11 protein-coding genes and 1 pseudogene are annotated in these 16,317 nt (G+C 67.0%); 9 read left to right on the top strand and 3 right to left on the bottom strand.

The window, feature by feature from the left end:
- Positions 1-2 precede the first annotated feature (2 nt).
- On the top strand, positions 3-1,163 hold the full coding sequence (locus WJ35_RS18020) for a hybrid sensor histidine kinase/response regulator (protein WP_045579547.1): 1,161 nt from the start codon (positions 3-5) through the stop codon (positions 1,161-1,163).
- Between the two features lie 30 nt (positions 1,164-1,193).
- On the opposite strand, the pseudogene WJ35_RS32250 reads toward WJ35_RS18020, so the two are convergent.
- Positions 1,194-1,462, bottom strand: a pseudogene (locus WJ35_RS32250) (transposase); the annotation flags it as partial.
- Between the two features lie 331 nt (positions 1,463-1,793).
- On the opposite strand from WJ35_RS32250, the gene WJ35_RS18015 reads away from it, so the two are divergent.
- Together WJ35_RS18015 and WJ35_RS18010 are read left to right on the top strand one after the other, a co-directional pair.
- Positions 1,794-3,515 (top strand): methyl-accepting chemotaxis protein, encoded by a 1,722-nt coding sequence (locus tag WJ35_RS18015; protein ID WP_043292587.1) that lies wholly within the window; start codon positions 1,794-1,796, stop codon positions 3,513-3,515.
- A gap of 36 nt (positions 3,516-3,551) precedes the next feature.
- Positions 3,552-4,064: a chemotaxis protein CheW gene (locus tag WJ35_RS18010; protein WP_011879818.1), complete on the top strand. Its 513-nt coding sequence runs from the start codon at positions 3,552-3,554 to the stop codon at positions 4,062-4,064.
- Between the two features lie 165 nt (positions 4,065-4,229).
- On the opposite strand, the gene acnB is transcribed toward WJ35_RS18010, so the two are convergent.
- Positions 4,230-6,815 (bottom strand): bifunctional aconitate hydratase 2/2-methylisocitrate dehydratase, encoded by a 2,586-nt coding sequence (gene acnB, locus WJ35_RS18005; protein WP_060235607.1) that lies wholly within the window; start codon positions 6,813-6,815, stop codon positions 4,230-4,232.
- 476 nt (positions 6,816-7,291) lie between these two features.
- Between acnB and WJ35_RS18000 the strand changes: the two genes are divergently transcribed.
- Both WJ35_RS18000 and WJ35_RS17995 read left to right on the top strand, forming a co-directional pair.
- The gene (locus tag WJ35_RS18000; RefSeq protein WP_011879820.1) at positions 7,292-8,212 is read left to right on the top strand and encodes a LysR family transcriptional regulator; all 921 of its coding nucleotides are present in this window, start codon (positions 7,292-7,294) and stop codon (positions 8,210-8,212) included.
- Positions 8,213-8,614: 402 nt separating this feature from the next.
- On the top strand, positions 8,615-11,128 hold the full coding sequence (locus tag WJ35_RS17995) for an EAL domain-containing protein (RefSeq protein WP_069239615.1): 2,514 nt from the start codon (positions 8,615-8,617) through the stop codon (positions 11,126-11,128).
- A gap of 84 nt (positions 11,129-11,212) precedes the next feature.
- Here the strand turns inward: WJ35_RS17995 and trpS are convergent, their stop codons facing one another.
- Complete coding sequence (gene trpS / locus WJ35_RS17990) at positions 11,213-12,226, bottom strand: tryptophan--tRNA ligase (protein ID WP_069239614.1); 1,014 nt, start codon at positions 12,224-12,226, stop codon at positions 11,213-11,215.
- A gap of 351 nt (positions 12,227-12,577) precedes the next feature.
- On the opposite strand from trpS, the gene WJ35_RS17985 reads away from it, so the two are divergent.
- The 4 genes from WJ35_RS17985 (at position 12,578) to argE (ending at position 16,298) form a co-directional block, all read left to right on the top strand.
- Positions 12,578-13,921, top strand: a complete 1,344-nt coding sequence (locus tag WJ35_RS17985) for a flavin-containing monooxygenase (RefSeq protein WP_059567939.1) — start codon at positions 12,578-12,580, stop codon at positions 13,919-13,921.
- A gap of 91 nt (positions 13,922-14,012) precedes the next feature.
- Positions 14,013-14,468 (top strand): RidA family protein, encoded by a 456-nt coding sequence (locus tag WJ35_RS17980; protein ID WP_011879824.1) that lies wholly within the window; start codon positions 14,013-14,015, stop codon positions 14,466-14,468.
- Complete coding sequence (locus WJ35_RS17975; protein WP_011879825.1) at positions 14,465-15,142, top strand: DUF1028 domain-containing protein; 678 nt, start codon at positions 14,465-14,467, stop codon at positions 15,140-15,142. The genes WJ35_RS17980 and WJ35_RS17975 overlap by 4 nt, the downstream gene beginning before the upstream one ends.
- Positions 15,135-16,298 carry an acetylornithine deacetylase gene (argE, locus tag WJ35_RS17970; RefSeq protein WP_011879826.1) on the top strand — a complete coding sequence of 388 codons (1,164 nt, stop codon included), beginning with the start codon at positions 15,135-15,137 and terminating at the stop codon, positions 16,296-16,298. The genes WJ35_RS17975 and argE overlap by 8 nt, the downstream gene beginning before the upstream one ends.
- Positions 16,299-16,317: the final 19 nt, after the last annotated feature.

Here is a 16,317-nt window from a genome sequence, read left to right as displayed (position 1 = left end):
CGATGCGAGAGCACAACATGGACGCGCCCGTCGTGCTCGTGGTCGACGACACGGCAGCGAATCTCGGGCTCGTCGTCGATACGCTGGAAGCCGAAGGGATGCGCGTGGCCGTCGCGCGCGACGGCCACGAAGCGCTGCGCCGCGCCGAACTGGTCAAGCCTGACCTGATCCTGCTCGACGTGATGATGCCTGGCCTCGACGGCTTCCAGACCTGTCGCGCGCTCAAGGACAATCCGGTCACACGGGATATCCCCGTGATCTTCATGACGTCGCTGACGCAGACCGAGGACAAGATCACGGGCTTCCGCGTCGGCGCGATGGACTTCGTGACCAAGCCGCTGCAAATGGAAGAAGTGGCCGTGCGCGTGCAGACGCATCTGCAGCTGCATGCATTGCAACGCTTGCAGCAGGAACAGAACGCGAGGCTCGAAGAAGAGGTGAGGACGCGCATCCAGGCGCAGGACGCGTTGATCGAAGTGCTGAACGGTGTTCGCAATGTGTCGAACGCGATTGCGCACGATCTGCGCACGCCGCTCACCGAACTGCGTTCGAGACTCGAGGTGCTGCTGCTCGGGTTGCGCAAGAAGGGCGACGAAGACACGCTGGGCCAGCTCGAAGTCGCGATGACCGACGTGGACCGCGTGATCGGCATTTTCAATGCGCTGCTGCGTCTCGCCGAGATCGATGCGGGCGTGCGGCGCTCGGGTTTCGTCAAAAGCGACGTCGTGACCATCCTGTCGGATGCCGTCGAGTTCTATCAGCCGGTCGCGGAGTTGCGCGGCATTTCGCTGACGCTGTTGCTGTGCTCGGAAACCGAGGTGCTGGCCGAGGTCGACCCGTTGCTGCTCGCGCAAGCGATCGGCAATCTGATCGACAACGCGCTGAAGTATGCGCAGGACAACGGCGAGGTCGAGGTGTCGCTGTGTGAGCGCGACGATCGGATCGAGGTCACGGTGTCGGATGACGGGCCCGGTATTCCGTTTGCCGAACGGTCCAAGGTGACGGAGCGCTTCTATCGCGGCGACCGAAGCCGGGGAACGCCGGGCGTCGGGCTCGGGCTTGCGCTCGTCAAAGCGGTGGCGACGCTGCACCATGGTTTTCTGGAGTTCGCCGACAACGAGCCGGGCCTTGCAGCCACCATGACGATACTCCGGTTCAGCTGAACGGCTGCGGCTCGCGGCATATCAGAATCACACGAAGCGTCGGCAGTCGTTGCGACTGCCTTCTCCATTGCGTCGCCTGAATGCGGCGACGGTCTTGAAGTCCGGCGCATGCCGGCCAGTCAAACCCCATCAGTTCAAGATCGCGCTGGCACGGTCGCGCCAGGCGACGGCTCGGCTGCACGCGATCGAGGCAGCCGCGACGTCGATCTGGAGCAGCACGGTCGGGTGATAGGGCGGCCGGCGCTCGCAGGCGTTGCCCCTTCGAATCCCAGGGAAGCCGGCTCCGGTTCTTCGACGAACGGGCTCGCTCCGGAAGCAATGCTAAGGTCGCCTGCCCAAATTCGCCGGTTGCACCGGACATTGTCGGACGCCTCCGGTGTATTGCACGCCAGACCAGCCGAGCGACTCATGGTTAGGACTCGCACGCTAGTGATTTGCGCGCGCACCCAGGAATGACGTGGCCCGCCGGATGAATCAGGTTCTCCAGAACCCTGACGCAAACGATTGGGACGATAGAGGCGCTCAAGGATGGTTGCGAAGCACCCGTTAAAGCAACAAGCAGCGGGGAACTCGATGACGGCCGAGCATCCCGGCAGAGGCTTCGAAACTGAATCGATGGGGGTATGAAACATGAGTTCCAAACGAATGACTGTCCGTACGAAGCTCACGGCGACCTTCAGCCTGCTGGCGGCGCTGGTGCTGGTGGTATCGGGTCTCGCGCTGAACGCGTTGAACGAGGCGAACAATCGTTTTTCCGGATTCGTCAGTGGAATCAACGGTCGCGCCCAGATGGCTGCGTCCGTCCGTACCGCCGTCGACGATCGCGCGATGGCCGTACGCAACCTCGTCCTGGTCACCGCGCCTGCGGACGTCGAGATCGAAAAAAATGCCGTCAGCGACGCCGAGCGGAGAGTCGAAGCCAACCTGACGAAATTCAAGGCGATGGTGGCCAGCGCGCCCGACATGAGCGAGCGGGAGCGCAGCCTGGCGGCTGAAATTCCACGCATCGAATCGCTTTATCGCCCGGTGGCGCTGGAGATCGACAGGCTTGCCGTGAGCAATCAGCGCGACGCGGCCATCGCCGAAATCGACACCAAATGCCGGCCGCTGCTTTCTACCCTGATCAAGGCCTCCAACGACTATGCGGCCTTTGCCAATGAACGTGCGGCCGAGATGGTCAGGCAGTCCGAGGATCAATTCTCGAACCAGCGCATGCTTTTGATCGGTATCTGTCTGGCGGCGGTCGCGATGGCGATGATGGCCGGCGTCCTGATTACGCGGGGCCTGCTGCGTGCGCTCGGCGCCGAGCCGGCCGCGCTGGGCGAAGTGACGCAGCGAGTGGCCGCCGGCGATCTCAGTGTGGTGGTGGGGGCGAAGGACGCGCCTGCGGGGAGCGTGCTTGCCGCAATGGGGGCGATGCAGGCCAGCCTCGTGAGGCTGATCGGGCAGGTGCGGACCTCGGCAGACAATATCGCCACCGGGTCGAGCCAGATTGCTTCGGGCAACCAGGATCTGTCGTCGCGCACCGAGCAGCAGGCGTCGTCGCTGCAGGAGACTGCGTCGAGCATGGAGGAACTCACGTCCACGGTGAAGCAGAACGCGGAGAATGCGCAGCAGGCGAGCGCGCTGGCTGCCAACGCATCGGAAGTTGCACAGAAAGGCAGCACCGTGGTCGGACAGGTCGTGGAAACGATGACCGACATTAGCCAGAGCTCGACGAAAGTCGCGGATATCACCGGGATCATCGAAGGCATTGCGTTCCAGACCAACATCCTGGCGCTCAACGCCGCGGTGGAAGCGGCGCGCGCCGGTGAGCAGGGCCGTGGCTTCGCGGTGGTCGCGAGCGAAGTCAGAAGTCTCGCCCAGCGCTCGTCGAGCGCGGCAAAGGAGATCAAGGACCTGATCAATGCCTCGGTCCAGAAGATTCAGGACGGTTCGGCGCTCGCCGGTGAAGCCGGCAAAACGATGGCCGAAGTCACGCAGGCGGTGGCTCGTGTGACCGACATCATGGGCGAGATCGCAGCGGCTTCGGGCGAGCAGAGCCGGGGGATCGAACAGGTCAACCAGGCGATCACGCAGATGGACGAGGTCACGCAGCAGAACGCGGCGCTGGTGGAAGAAGCGGCGGCGGCTTCGACTTCGCTGGAAGATCAGGGCCGTCAGCTGAGCGAAGCGGTGGCCTTCTTCCGCGTCGAGGGCACACGCGCGAGCCAGCCGGTTCCGGCTGCGCCGAAGCCGGCACGGCGTCCGGCTCCCCGCGCCGCGGCAGGCAAGGCCACGGCGCCCGTGGCGCGACCGTCCGAGCCGGCAGTCGCTGCCGCTGGCGCGACTGAAGACTGGCACACGTTCTGAGCAGACCGTCACCGATCGACAACTGGAGAAAGATTCATGAACGCAGTACTTGAAGATCCGCACACGAAGGGCACGCGCGGACAGGCCGCCGTGCGAGACACGCAGGAGTTCGTGACGTTCCGGCTGGGTGCCGAGGAATACGGCATCGACATCCAGCGAGTGCAGGAGATCCGCTCCTACGAAACCCCGACGCACATCGCCAACGCACCGGCGTTCGTCAAGGGCGTGATCAACCTGCGCGACGTGATCGTGCCCATCGTCGATCTGCGGCTGAAGTTCGCGCTGGAATCCGCCGAGTACAACGACGCGACGGTCGTCATCGTCCTGAACGTCGCGCGACGGACGGTGGGCATCGTCGTGGACGCGGTGAGCGACGTTCTGGCGCTGGCGCCGGCCGATCGCCGGCCTGCGCCCGAATTCGGGGTGATGGGCGACGCCGGGTTCATCACCGATCTCGGCTCGGTCTCGGACGAGGACGGTGACCGGATGTTGATCCTGCTCGACATTGAACGGCTCATCGAGACTGTCGACGTCGGCCGGCTCGCCTGACGCGGGCTGGGTCCATCGCTTCATTTTTCGACCGGATGGTCTGACGCGCGCCCCGGCGCATCGCGCGCCGCCCGCAACAAAAAAAATGGCGCCGCAGGCATCGAGACCGCGGCGCCATCGGATCTCGCTGCGGCAGGTGCAACCCGCCGCAGCTCGACAGCACGCTTAGATCTGCACGGTGTCGGCCACTTCCTTGAAGTCTTCGATCTGGTCGAAGTTCATGTACTTGTAGATCTTGTCGCCGTTGGCGTTGATCACGCCGATGTCGGCCATGTACTCGTCCTTGGTCGGGATCTTGCCCAGGCGCGAGCAGATCGCCGCCAGTTCCGCCGAGCCGAGGTACACGTTCGTGTTCTTGCCGAGACGGTTCGGGAAGTTGCGGGTCGACGTCGACATGACCGTCGCGCCTTCGCGCACCTGTGCCTGGTTGCCCATGCACAGCGAGCAGCCCGGCATTTCGGTGCGCGCACCGGCCGTGCCGAACACGCCGTAGTGGCCTTCCTCGGTCAGCTGCTTCTGGTCCATCTTGGTCGGCGGCGCGACCCACAGCTTGACCGGGATGTCGCGCTTGCCTTCCAGCAGCTTCGACGCGGCACGGAAGTGGCCGATGTTGGTCATGCACGAACCGATGAACACTTCGTCGATCTTGGCGCCGGCCACGTCGGACAGCGTCTTCACGTCGTCCGGATCGTTCGGGCAGGCCACGATCGGCTCGTGGATGTCGGCCAGGTCGATCTCGATGACGGCCGCGTATTCGGCGTCGGCATCCGGCGACAGCAGTTGCGGGTCGGCCAGCCACTGCTCCATCGCCGTGATGCGGCGCTGCAGGCTGCGCGGGTCCTGGTAGCCCTGCGCGATCATCCACTTCAGCAGCGTGACGTTGCTGTTGAGGTATTCGATGATCGGTTCCTTGTTCAGGTGGACCGTGCAACCGGCGGCCGAGCGCTCGGCGGACGCATCCGACAACTCGAACGCCTGCTCGACCTTCAGGTCCGGCAGGCCTTCGATTTCGAGAATGCGGCCCGAGAAGATGTTCTTCTTGCCCTGCTTCGCGACCGTCAGCAGGCCTTGCTTGATCGCGTACAGCGGAATCGCGTTGACGAGGTCGCGCAGGGTCACGCCCGGCTGCATCTTGCCCTTGAAGCGGACCAGCACCGATTCCGGCATGTCCAGCGGCATCGTGCCGGTGGCGGCCGCGAACGCGACCAGGCCCGAACCCGCCGGGAAGCTGATGCCGATCGGGAAGCGCGTGTGCGAGTCGCCGCCGGTGCCGACGGTGTCGGGCAGCAGCATGCGGTTCAGCCACGAGTGGATCACGCCGTCGCCCGGACGCAGCGCGATGCCGCCACGGGTGCTGATGAAGTTCGGCAGCGTCTGGTGCGTCTTCACGTCCACCGGCTTCGGATAAGCGGCGGTGTGGCAGAACGACTGCATCACGAGGTCGGCCGAGAAGCCGAGGCACGCGAGGTCCTTCAGTTCGTCGCGGGTCATCGGGCCCGTGGTGTCCTGCGAGCCGACCGAAGTCATCTTCGGTTCGCAGTACGTGCCCGGGCGGATGCCCTGGCCTTCCGGCAGACCACACGCGCGGCCGACCATCTTCTGCGCCAGCGAGAAGCCCTTGCCGCTGTCGGCCGGCTGATGCGGCAGGCGGAACAGCGTCGACGGAGCCAGGCCCAGCGCTTCACGCGCCTTCGCGGTCAGCCCGCGGCCGATGATCAGCGGAATGCGGCCGCCGGCGCGCACTTCGTCGAACAGCACGTCGGACTTCACCTGGAATTCGGCGATGACCTTGCCGTCCTTCAGCGCCTTGCCTTCGTACGGGCGCAGTTCGACCACGTCGCCCATTTCCATCTGCGACACGTCGAGCTCGATCGGCAGCGCGCCGGCGTCTTCCATCGTGTTGTAGAAGATCGGGGCGATCTTGCCGCCCAGGCACACGCCGCCGAAGCGCTTGTTCGGCACGAACGGGATGTCTTCGCCGGTGAACCACAGCACCGAGTTGGTGGCCGACTTGCGCGAGGAGCCGGTGCCGACCACGTCGCCCACGTACGCGACCAGGTGGCCCTTTTCCTTCAGCGACTCGATGAACTTGACCGGGCCGCGCTTGCCGTCCTCTTCCGGGGTGATGCCGGGACGTGCATTCTTCAGCATCGCCAGCGCGTGCATCGGGATGTCCGGGCGGGTGGTGGCGTCCGGCGCCGGCGACAGGTCGTCGGTGTTGGTTTCGCCCGTCACCTTGAAGACGGTGATCGTCAGGCTTTGCGGCACTTCCGGACGGCTCGTGAACCATTCGGCGTCGGCCCAGCTTTGCAGCACGGCCTTCGCGTGCGCGTTGCCCTTGTCGGCCAGTTCCTTCACGTCGTGGAACTGGTCGAACATCAGCAGGGTTTTCTTCAGCGCGTCGGCGGCTACGGCGCCCACTTCGGCATCGGACAGCAGCTCGATCAGCGGCTGGATGTTGTAGCCGCCCAGCATCGTGCCGAGCAGCTCGGTGGCGCGAGCGCGCGAGATCAGCGGGCAGGCGGTCTCGCCCTTGGCCACGGCAGCCAGGAAGCCGGCCTTCACGCGGGCAGCTTCATCGACGCCGGCCGGCACGCGGTGGGTGATCAGGTCGAGCAGGGTCTGCTCAACGCCTGCGGGCGGATTCGCCAGCAGCTCCACCAGTTCGGCGGTCTGCTGGGCCGTCAGCGGCAGGGGAGGAATACCGAGCGCGGCGCGGGCGGCCACGTGAGCACGAAAGTTTTCAAGCATGGGGGACCTGCTGATGTTGAGTTTCAGGGGAAGGCCTTTCCAGGTACGCCGGGGCTGCTATTCCGGATACTGCGTCAATGCTTGGACGCAATTGTAGTCGCAATGTGGTCAAGCGTCAAATGTCTTATGTCTTATATAAGAGTTGGTTGCCGCGGCAGCGGTTGGCGCGTCGCGTCTTCGCCGCGATGCGGCAACGCATCGGTGCGCACGAAGGCGGCGGCCGGCGCGGGCCGGGCGCCCGGCGAGCCGGCCGTGCGTGCGGATGAGCGGACGAATCTGGTGGAAAAGCGTCGCCGCCGCTGCCAAAATGACGCCCCCGTGGCGCCCCGTGGCGCCCCGTGGCGCCCCGTGGCGCCACGGGGCGAACGGCCGCGCCGGGCCGCCGCGCGTGCCGGCGGCCGGGCGCCCGGCCGGTGTCGGACCGGCGTCCGGACCGGCGTCCGGATCGCCGCGGGCCTACCTGAAAGGTGATCGTTGTGAAGTTGTCGTTTGAGGTCATGGAGGCGCTCGATGCCATCGACCGCACGGGCACGTTCGCGGAAGCGGCCGTGCTGCTCCACCGCGTGCCGTCCGCCTTGACTTATCTGGTGCAGAAGACCGAGAGCGAGCTTGGCGTCACGCTGTTCGATCGCAGCGGGCGGCGCGCGCAGCTGACCGACGCGGGCCGTCTGCTGGTCGACGACGGCCGCCGCCTGCTGCGCGCCGGGCGCGAGCTGGAGGACCGCGTCCGCGGCGTCCATGCGGGATGGGAGGCGGAGCTGCGCCTGTGCGTCGACGAAATCCTGCCGCTTGCGTCGTTGTGGCCCCACGTGCGCGCGTTCTACGCGCTGCAGATGACGACGCGGCTGCGTTTCTCGACCGAAGTGCTCGGCGGCGTGTGGGACGCGCTCGTGTCCGGGCGTGCCGATATCGCAATCGGCGCGGCCGGGGAGCCGCCGCACGCGCCGAACCTCGCCGCAAGACCGATCGGCGTGTTGCGCCACGTGTTCGTCGTCGCGCCGCAGCATCCGCTCGCCGCGCTCGACGCACCGCTCGACAGCGGCGTCATTTCGGGCCATCGCGGCGTGGTGATCAGCGACACGTCGCGCGACCTCGAACCGAAGTCGGTGGCCGTCCACGACGGGCAGCCGGTCATCGTCGTGCCGACGCTGGCCGCCAAGCTCGAGCTGCTGTGCGAAGGCCTCGCGGTCGGCATGCTGCCGGCGCCCGTCGCCGAGGAGCCGATTCGTCAGGGCAAGCTCGTCGAGCGGCGGCTGACGGGCGTGCGCGAGCATACGAACTGCTATCTCGGCTGGCGGGAGGACAAGGCCGGGCGCGCATTGAGCTGGTGGCTCGAGCAACTCGACGAGGCCGACCTGGTCGCGGCGCTGTTCGGCGCGCGCAGCGCGGCCGCGTGACGCGGGGCCGACCCACGACGACCGTGCGCGGCGGCAGCGGCGCCGAAGGCGACCGCTGCCGGAAGTGCGCCCGTCACGCGGCAGCGCTACATTTCGCCGCGCCGCCCTGTAAATGTCGCCGCGGCACTCAACTCTTGTCCGAACCTGCCGTTAACCCGGGATGGCCGCTCTCGATGGGGCCGTACGCCGGCGTATGGATGTGCCGAACGATGGAATGGCCAACGCGCCGCGCAAAAGTGTCGCGCTCGTCGCGACGGCGACCGGTCGGCCGGTCGCCTTCAAGGCCGTTGAGCAGGCAACCGTTCGGCGCAAATGCAATCACATCTTGCCTGCCGTTGCAGGCGAGCCCGCAGGGTGCCCGATCGAAGTGCGCCGGCGAGGACTTTTCGTGTTGATTAGAGAATGTACCCGAACAGCTACGATGTTCCGATTGGACGCCTCGTCGCGCGTCAGATCCTGTCCTGCGACCCTGCCACGCCGGTGCGAGAGGTCGCCCGACGCATCTTCGCCGAGCGTTGCAGTTCGATCGTCGTGATGGAGGAGCGCGAGGCCGTCGGCATCTGGACCGAGCAGGACGCGCTGGCGGCCGGGGACAGCCCGCAGGCGCTCGACCGGCCGGTCGGCGAGGTGATGAGCAGCCCGGTGCTGACGCTGGAGGCCAGTACGCCGCTCGGCGAAGCGGCGGTGAAATTCAAGCAGTCGGGCGTGCGTCACTTCGTCGTCGTCAGGGACGGCGTTGCGATCGGCGTGTTGACCCAGACCGACGTCGTGGTGAACCAGGGGGCCGAGTTCTTCCTGCGCCTGAAGCCGATCGAATCGATCCGCGTCCATTCGCCCGTCATGGTGCCCGAGCATGTCGCGCTGCATGATGTCGTCGCGCGGATGCGCGCGGAGAAGCTCGACGCCGTCCTCGTCGTCTACGACGACGGCGAGCACGGCATCCTGACCGAGCGCGACATCGTCCGGCTGCTGGCTCAGAGCGGCGTGCGAGGTGCGGTGGGCGCATGCGCGAGCAGGCCGCTGCAGATGCTGGCCACGAAGCAGAGCCTGTATGCGGCGCAGCGCTTCATGACCGAGCACAACATGCGGCACGTCGGCATCTGCGACGAGGAAGGGCGGCTCACCGGCCTGCTCGGCTTCGCCGACGTGCTGCTGGGCATCGAGCACGAATACGTCAACGAGCTTCGCAGCGCGTTGCGCGAGCGCGACGAGGCGCTCGGCCTCGCGCGCTTCAACCTGCGCATGGCCGACCGGGTCTTCGAGTCGGCGCTCGAAGGCATCATGGTGACCGACCGGCACGCCAGGATCGAGCGCGTGAACCAGGCGTTCACGCGCCTGACCGGGTACACGGAGGACGAAGTGGTCGGGCGTGATCCGAGCCTGCTGAGTTCCGGCCGCCAGACGCCGGATTTCTACCGGAAGCTCTGGCATTCGCTCACGACCGACGGCCACTGGCAGGGCGAAATCTGGAACCGCCGGAAATCCGGCGAGCTGTTCCTCGAGTACCTGACGATCACCAGCATTCGCGACAACGACGGCCAGATTTCGAATTACGCGGCGATCTTCTCCGACATCACCCAGCGGCGTCAGGCGGAGGAGCGGCTGGGCTACCTCGCCACGCACGACGTGCTCACCGGCCTCGCGAACCGGACGCTTTTCGAGGAGCGGCTGGCGCATGCGATCGTTCAGGCGAAGCGGCGCAGCCGCAAGGTCGCGGTGATGTATGTCGATCTCGATCGCTTCAAGCTCGTCAACGACACGCTCGGCCACAACGCCGGCGACGAAGTGCTGAAGGTGGTGGCCGGCCGGATCGTCGCGGGCGTGCGCGCGAGCGACACGGTGGCGCGCATGGGCGGGGACGAATTTGCGCTCGTGCTCGAGGAGTTCGACGATGTCCGCGACGTCGGGCGGATTGCGCGCAAGCTGCTGGATGAAGTGGGGCAGGCGATCGACATCGGCGGCCGCGAGATCTTCGTGACGCCGAGCATCGGCATCAGCATCTATCCCGACGACGGCACCGAGGCGGAGCAGTTGATGCTGCTCGCGGATCAGGCGATGTACGGCGCGAAGAGCCGGGGCAGGAACGTCTTCCAGTTCTTCGAGAGCAAGATGACGTCGTCGGCGATGGAGCAGCTCGAAACGCTCGGCGAACTGCACCGCGCGCTCGAGCAGAACGAATTCCGCCTGTTTTACCAACCGCAATACGATCTGTCGAGCGGCAGGATCGTCGGCGTCGAGGCGCTGCTGCGCTGGCTGCATCCGCACAAGGGGCTCGTGCCGCCGGGCGAGTTCATCGGGCTCGCGGAACGATCCGCGCTGATCGTGCCGATCGGCAAGTGGGTGCTGCGCGAAGCATGCCGGCAGGCGCGCAGGTGGCTCGACGAAGGCTTCGAATTCGGCCGCATCGCGGTGAACGTGTCGGCGCGGCAGTGCTTCGCCGACAGCTTCCTCGCCGACCTGACGACCATACTCAGCGAGACCGCGCTGCCGCCCGAATACCTGCAGCTCGAATTGCTCGAAAGCATGGCGATGAACACGCGCGAGGAAATCGGCATTCTGCTGCGGGAGCTGGCGACCCGGGGGATCAGCCTCGCGATCGACGATTTCGGCACCGGCTATTCGTCGCTCGTGTATCTGAAGGACCTGCCGGTCGATACGCTGAAGATCGACCGGTCGTTTCTCGCCGACTGCGGCACGGACAGCCCGGACGACGCGATCGTGCGCGCGATCGTCGCGATGGGGCGCGCGCTCGGCCTCGACGTCGTCATGGAGGGCGTCGAGACGGAGAAGCAGCTCGCGTTTCTGCAGGAGATCGGCTGCCACCAGGTGCAAGGGTTCCTGCTCGCACGGCCGCAGCCGGCCGAGCAACTGGCGCGAAGCGTGTCGCGCCGCGGCGCGGAGCTGCTCGTCGACTAAGGCTTCGCGCGCGGCGGCAGGCGACCTTGTGAGCCGTCCGGGCGCCGTGCGGCGCCCGTGGCTCACGAGCGCCCAAGCGCCGGCTCAATCGAAGTACGTGAGCCCCATCGCGCGCTTCACCTGCGCGAGCGTGGTGCTTGCGACGCCGCGTGCATGCATCGTGCCGCGCTTCAAAATCGCCATCACCTCTGCCTTGTCGGCTTCGAATTCGCGACGGCGTGCGCGAATCGGTTCAATCAGCGACTGGAGCCGCTCGTTCAGCACGCGCTTGACCACGCTGTCGCCCAGTCCGCCTTGGCGATAGCGGGATTTGAGCTCGTCCACCTTCTGCGTGTCCGGCTCGAACGCATCGAGAAACGCGAACACGACGTTGCCTTCCACCTGGCCCGGGTCGCTGACGCGCGAGTGGTTCGGGTCCGTGTACATGCTGTTGACCGCCTTCGTGATTTCGTCCGACGTGGCGCCCAGCGCGATCGCGTTCCCGAGGGACTTGCTCATCTTGGCTTTGCCGTCGATGCCGGGCAAGCGCGTGACCGGCGACAGCAACGCTTCGCATTCGACCAGCACCGGCCGGTCGACGGTGTTGTTGAAGCGGCGCACCAGCTCGTTGGTTTGCTCGATCATCGGCAGCTGGTCGTCGCCCACCGGCACGTGCGTTGCCTTGAACGCCGTGATATCGGCCGCCTGACTGACCGGATAGGTCAGGAAGCCCGCCGGGATGTCGCGCTCGAACCCGCGCAGGCGGATTTCCTCCTTGATCGTGGGGTTGCGCTCGAGGCGCGCGACCGTCACGAGGTTGAGCAGGTACTGGGACAGCTCGGCCAGTTCCGGCACCTGCGACTGGATGACGATGGTCGACTTCGCTGGGTCGATGCCCACCGCAAGATAGTCGAGCGCGACTTCGATCACGTTTTCCGTGACGCGCTGGCGGCGCCCCATGTTGTCGGTGAGTGCCTGCGTGTCGGCGAGCAGCAGGAATTGCGTCGCGTCGTGCTGCATCTGCACGCGGGCGCGCAGCGAGCCGATGTAGTGGCCGAGGTGAAGCGGGCCGGTGGTGCGGTCGCCGGTCAGGATGATCGGTCGGGCAGGGTGCGTCATGACGAGTGGGCTCCGGGTTATCGCCGCCTTCAACCATGACGCAGCCGCAGAAACGACGATGCCGCCAAGACTGGCGGCATCACGTTTGCGATATGCGTGGGGAAACGGGCCGCCGGAATCAGGCGTGCCACCAACGATGCAGGTTCGGCGAGGCAGGTCGGGTTTCCATCGCGCAAGTATAGCGCAGCGCGCCGGCCGCGGCCGTTCGCGCTCCGTCGCCCCAAGCTTTTTGCTCGTCAACAACCACAAAAATGATCGTTTCGCACGCGTCGGCGTGTCAGCAGAATGTCTCCGTTCCCGGTCGCGCGACGACACGCGCAGCGCAGCGGGCCGCACTTCAAGGAGACAGCCGTGGCAGTGGAAACAACTTCGATCGATACGCTGGTGGTCGGCGCCGGACAGGCCGGCGTCGCGATGAGCGAGCATCTGGGCAAGCTGGGCTTGCCGCATCTCGTGCTCGAGCGCGACCGCATCGCCGAGCGCTGGCGCACCGCGCGCTGGGATTCGCTGGTCGCGAACGGCCCCGCATGGCACGACCGCTTCCCCGGCCTGGAATTCGCGGGCCTCGATCCCGATGCGTTCGCAACCAAAGATCAGGTCGCCGATTACTTCGACGCCTATGCGCGCAAGATCGACGCGCCGATTCGCACCGGCGTCGACGTGAAGAACGTCGTGCGTAACGCCGGCAAGCCGGGCTTCGTCGTCGAGACGTCCGACGGCACGATCGAGGCGACGCGCGTGGTGGTCGCGACGGGGCCGTTCCAGCGCCCGGTCATTCCGCCGATCGCACCCGACGATGCACGCATCCACCAGATCCATTCCGCGCACTATCGCAATCCGGCGCAGTTGCCGGACGGCGCCGTGCTGGTGGTCGGCGCGGGCTCGTCGGGCGTGCAGATCGCCGACGAGCTGCAGCGCGCCGGCCGGCAGGTGTATCTGTCGGTCGGCCCGCACGATCGTCCGCCGCGCGCGTATCGCGGCCGCGACTTCTGCTGGTGGCTCGGCGTGCTCGGTGAATGGGACAAGGAAGCGGCGACGCCCGGCCGCGAACACGTGACGATCGCCGTGAGCGGCGCGCGCGGCGGCCACACGGTCGATTTTCGTGCGCTCGCGAATCGGGGCGTGACGCTGGTCGGGCTGACGAAATCGTTCGACGGCGGCGTCGCGGCGTTCGAGCCCGATCTCGCGATCAATCTCGCGCGCGGCGACGACAATTATCTGTCGCTGCTCGACGCGGCCGATGCGTATGCGGCCCGCAACGGGCTCGAGCTGCCCGCCGAGCCGCAGGCGCGTCGCATCCTGCCCGATCCGGCATGCGTGACGAACCCGCTCCTGTCGCTCGACCTCGCCGGCGCGGGCGTGACGTCGATCGTATGGGCGACCGGCTACGCGACGGACTACGGCTGGCTGAACGTCGATGCGTTCGACGCGAACGGCAAGCCGCAGCATCAGCGCGGCGTGTCGAAGGAGCCGGGCATCTATTTCGTCGGGCTGCCGTGGCTGTCGCGACGCGGCTCCAGCTTCATCTGGGGCGTGTGGCACGACGCGAAGCACATCGCCGACCACATCGCCACGCAGCGCAAGTACGTCGACTATCACGACGCAGCGCAACGGCGCGGCCACGCGAGCGCCCGGCAGGACGACGCGCGCCTCGCACCGGCCGCTGCGCGCCCGGTCGTCGACGCGATCGACTGAACCGCGGCGCGCCGCGAGCGCGCCTCCATCCGCACGTCGCCGCGCCGCCGCAGGCGCGGCGCGCGAACCCACCGACATTCGAAGGACCGCGATGAGCCAGCCCACCCACACCCGTATCCGCATGTTCAACACGAAGGATACCTACCCGAACCAGACGCTCGACAACGACCTGTGCCAGGCCGTCAGGGCCGGCAATACCGTCTACGTGCGCGGCCAGGTCGGCACCGATTTCGACGGCAACCTCGTCGGCCTCGGCGATCCGCGCGCGCAGGCCGAGCAGGCGATGCGCAACGTGAAGCAGCTGCTCGAGGAAGCCGGCAGCGACCTCACGCACATCGTCAAGACGACCACCTATCTTATCGACCCGCGTTATCGCGAGCCGGTGTATCGGGAAGTCGGCAAGTGGCTGAAGGGCGTCTATCCGATCTCGACGGGGCTCGTCGTGTCGGCGCTCGGTCAGCCGCAGTGGCTGATGGAGATCGACGTGATCGCCGTGATTCCCGACAACTGGCAGCCGGCGCAGCCGCAGGCTCGGGAGGCGCAATGACGTTCTCCATCGTCGGCCGCTGCGCCGAAACGGGCCAGCTCGGGATCGCGATCAGCTCGTCGAGCATCGCGGTGGGCGCGCGCTGCCCATGGGTGCGGGCGGGTGTCGGCGCAGTGGCGACGCAGAACGTCACGCTGCCCGCGCTCGGCCCGCAGACCCTCGATCTGATCGAGCATCAGCAACTGGCGCCGGCCGCCGCGCTCGATCGCGCGCTGAACGCGAACGGCTGGAGCCAGTATCGACAGGTGACGGCGATCGATGCGCAGGGCCGCACCGCGTGCTTCACCGGCAGCGAGGCGCTCGGCACGCATCACGCGGTGCAAGGCGAGCAATGCGTGGCGGCCGGCAACCTGCTGACCGCGCCGGCCGTGATCGACGCGATGGCGCGTGCGTTCGAACAGGCGCCGGGGCTGTTGGCCGAGCGCCTGCTCGCCGCGCTGCATGCGGCGGTCGCGGCGGGCGGCGAGGCCGGCCCGGTGCATTCGGCGGCGTTGACGGTGGCCGGCGACGTGACCTGGCCGATCGTCGACCTGCGCGTCGACTGGGCCGATGCCGATCCGATCGGGCAGCTCGATGCGCTGTGGCGCGCGTATCGCCCGCAGATGCAGGATTACCAGACGCGCGCGCTGAACCCGACCGCCGCACCGAGCTACGGAGTGCCCGGCGATGAGTGACACGTCGAGCCGTATGCTGCTGGCGCGGCTGGTCGGCTTCGCGACGGTCAGCCGCGATTCGAATCTCGCGATGATCGACTTCATCCGCGACTATCTCGACGGCTACGGCGTGACGAGCGAGCTGTTCTACAACGCGGAAGGCACCAAGGCGAGCCTGTACGCGACGATCGGGCCGCGCGATCGCAGCGGCATCGCGCTTTCCGGGCATACGGACGTGGTGCCGGTGGACGGGCAGGCCTGGACGGTCGAGCCGTTCCGGCTGACCGAGCGCGACGGCCGCCTGTACGGGCGCGGCACGGCCGACATGAAAGGCTTCATCGCGTCGATGCTCGCGGCCGTGCCGGCGTTGGTCGCTCGGCCGCTGCATACACCGGTGCATCTGCTGCTGTCGTACGACGAGGAGATCGGTTGCGTCGGCGTTCGGCCGATGCTCGAAGCGCTCGCCGGGCGCGAGCATCGCCCGCGCGTGTGCGTGATCGGCGAGCCGACCGGGCTGCAGCCGGTGCTTGGCCACAAGGGCAAGCTCGCGATGCGGTGTCACGTGAAGGGCGCGGCGTGCCACTCCGCGTATGCGCCGCTCGGCGTCAACGCGATCGACTACGCGGCGAAGCTGATCGCCCGGCTCGGCGAAATCGGTGCGGCGCTCGCGCGGCCCGAGCATCGCGACGAGCGCTTCGATCCGCCGTTCTCGACCGTGCAGACCGGCTTGATCAGCGGCGGCCGCGCGCTGAACATCGTGCCGGCCGAATGCGAATTTGATTTCGAGGTGCGGGCGCTGCCGAGCTTCGACGCGCACGACGTGCCGAGCCAGTTGCAGCAGTACGCGCAAGGCGAGCTGTTGCCCAGGATGCGCGCGGTGCAGCCCGACACCGATATCCGTCTGCAAGCGCTCGGCGCCTATCCGGGGCTTGCCACGGCGCCGGACAGCGACGCGGCGCGGCTGATCGCGATGCTCAGCGGTTCCGACGCATTCGGCACGGTCGCGTTCGGCACCGAGGGCGGATTGTTCGGCGCGGCCGGCATGCCAACCGTCGTGTGCGGGCCGGGCAGCATGGACCAGGGGCACAAGCCCGACGAGTTCGTCACGCTCGAACAGCTGCACGGATGCGACGCGATGTTGGGGCGTCTCGTCTCGCACGTCGCTGCGTCCGCGTGATCGTCGCGGCGGCCGCACG

Origin of the sequence: Burkholderia ubonensis (assembly GCF_001718695.1) — a bacterium.
In the GTDB taxonomy this organism is placed as follows: domain Bacteria; phylum Pseudomonadota; class Gammaproteobacteria; order Burkholderiales; family Burkholderiaceae; genus Burkholderia; species Burkholderia ubonensis_B.
Note: the sequence above shows the minus strand (reverse complement) of the source record. Positions and strands in the feature narration are given on the sequence as shown.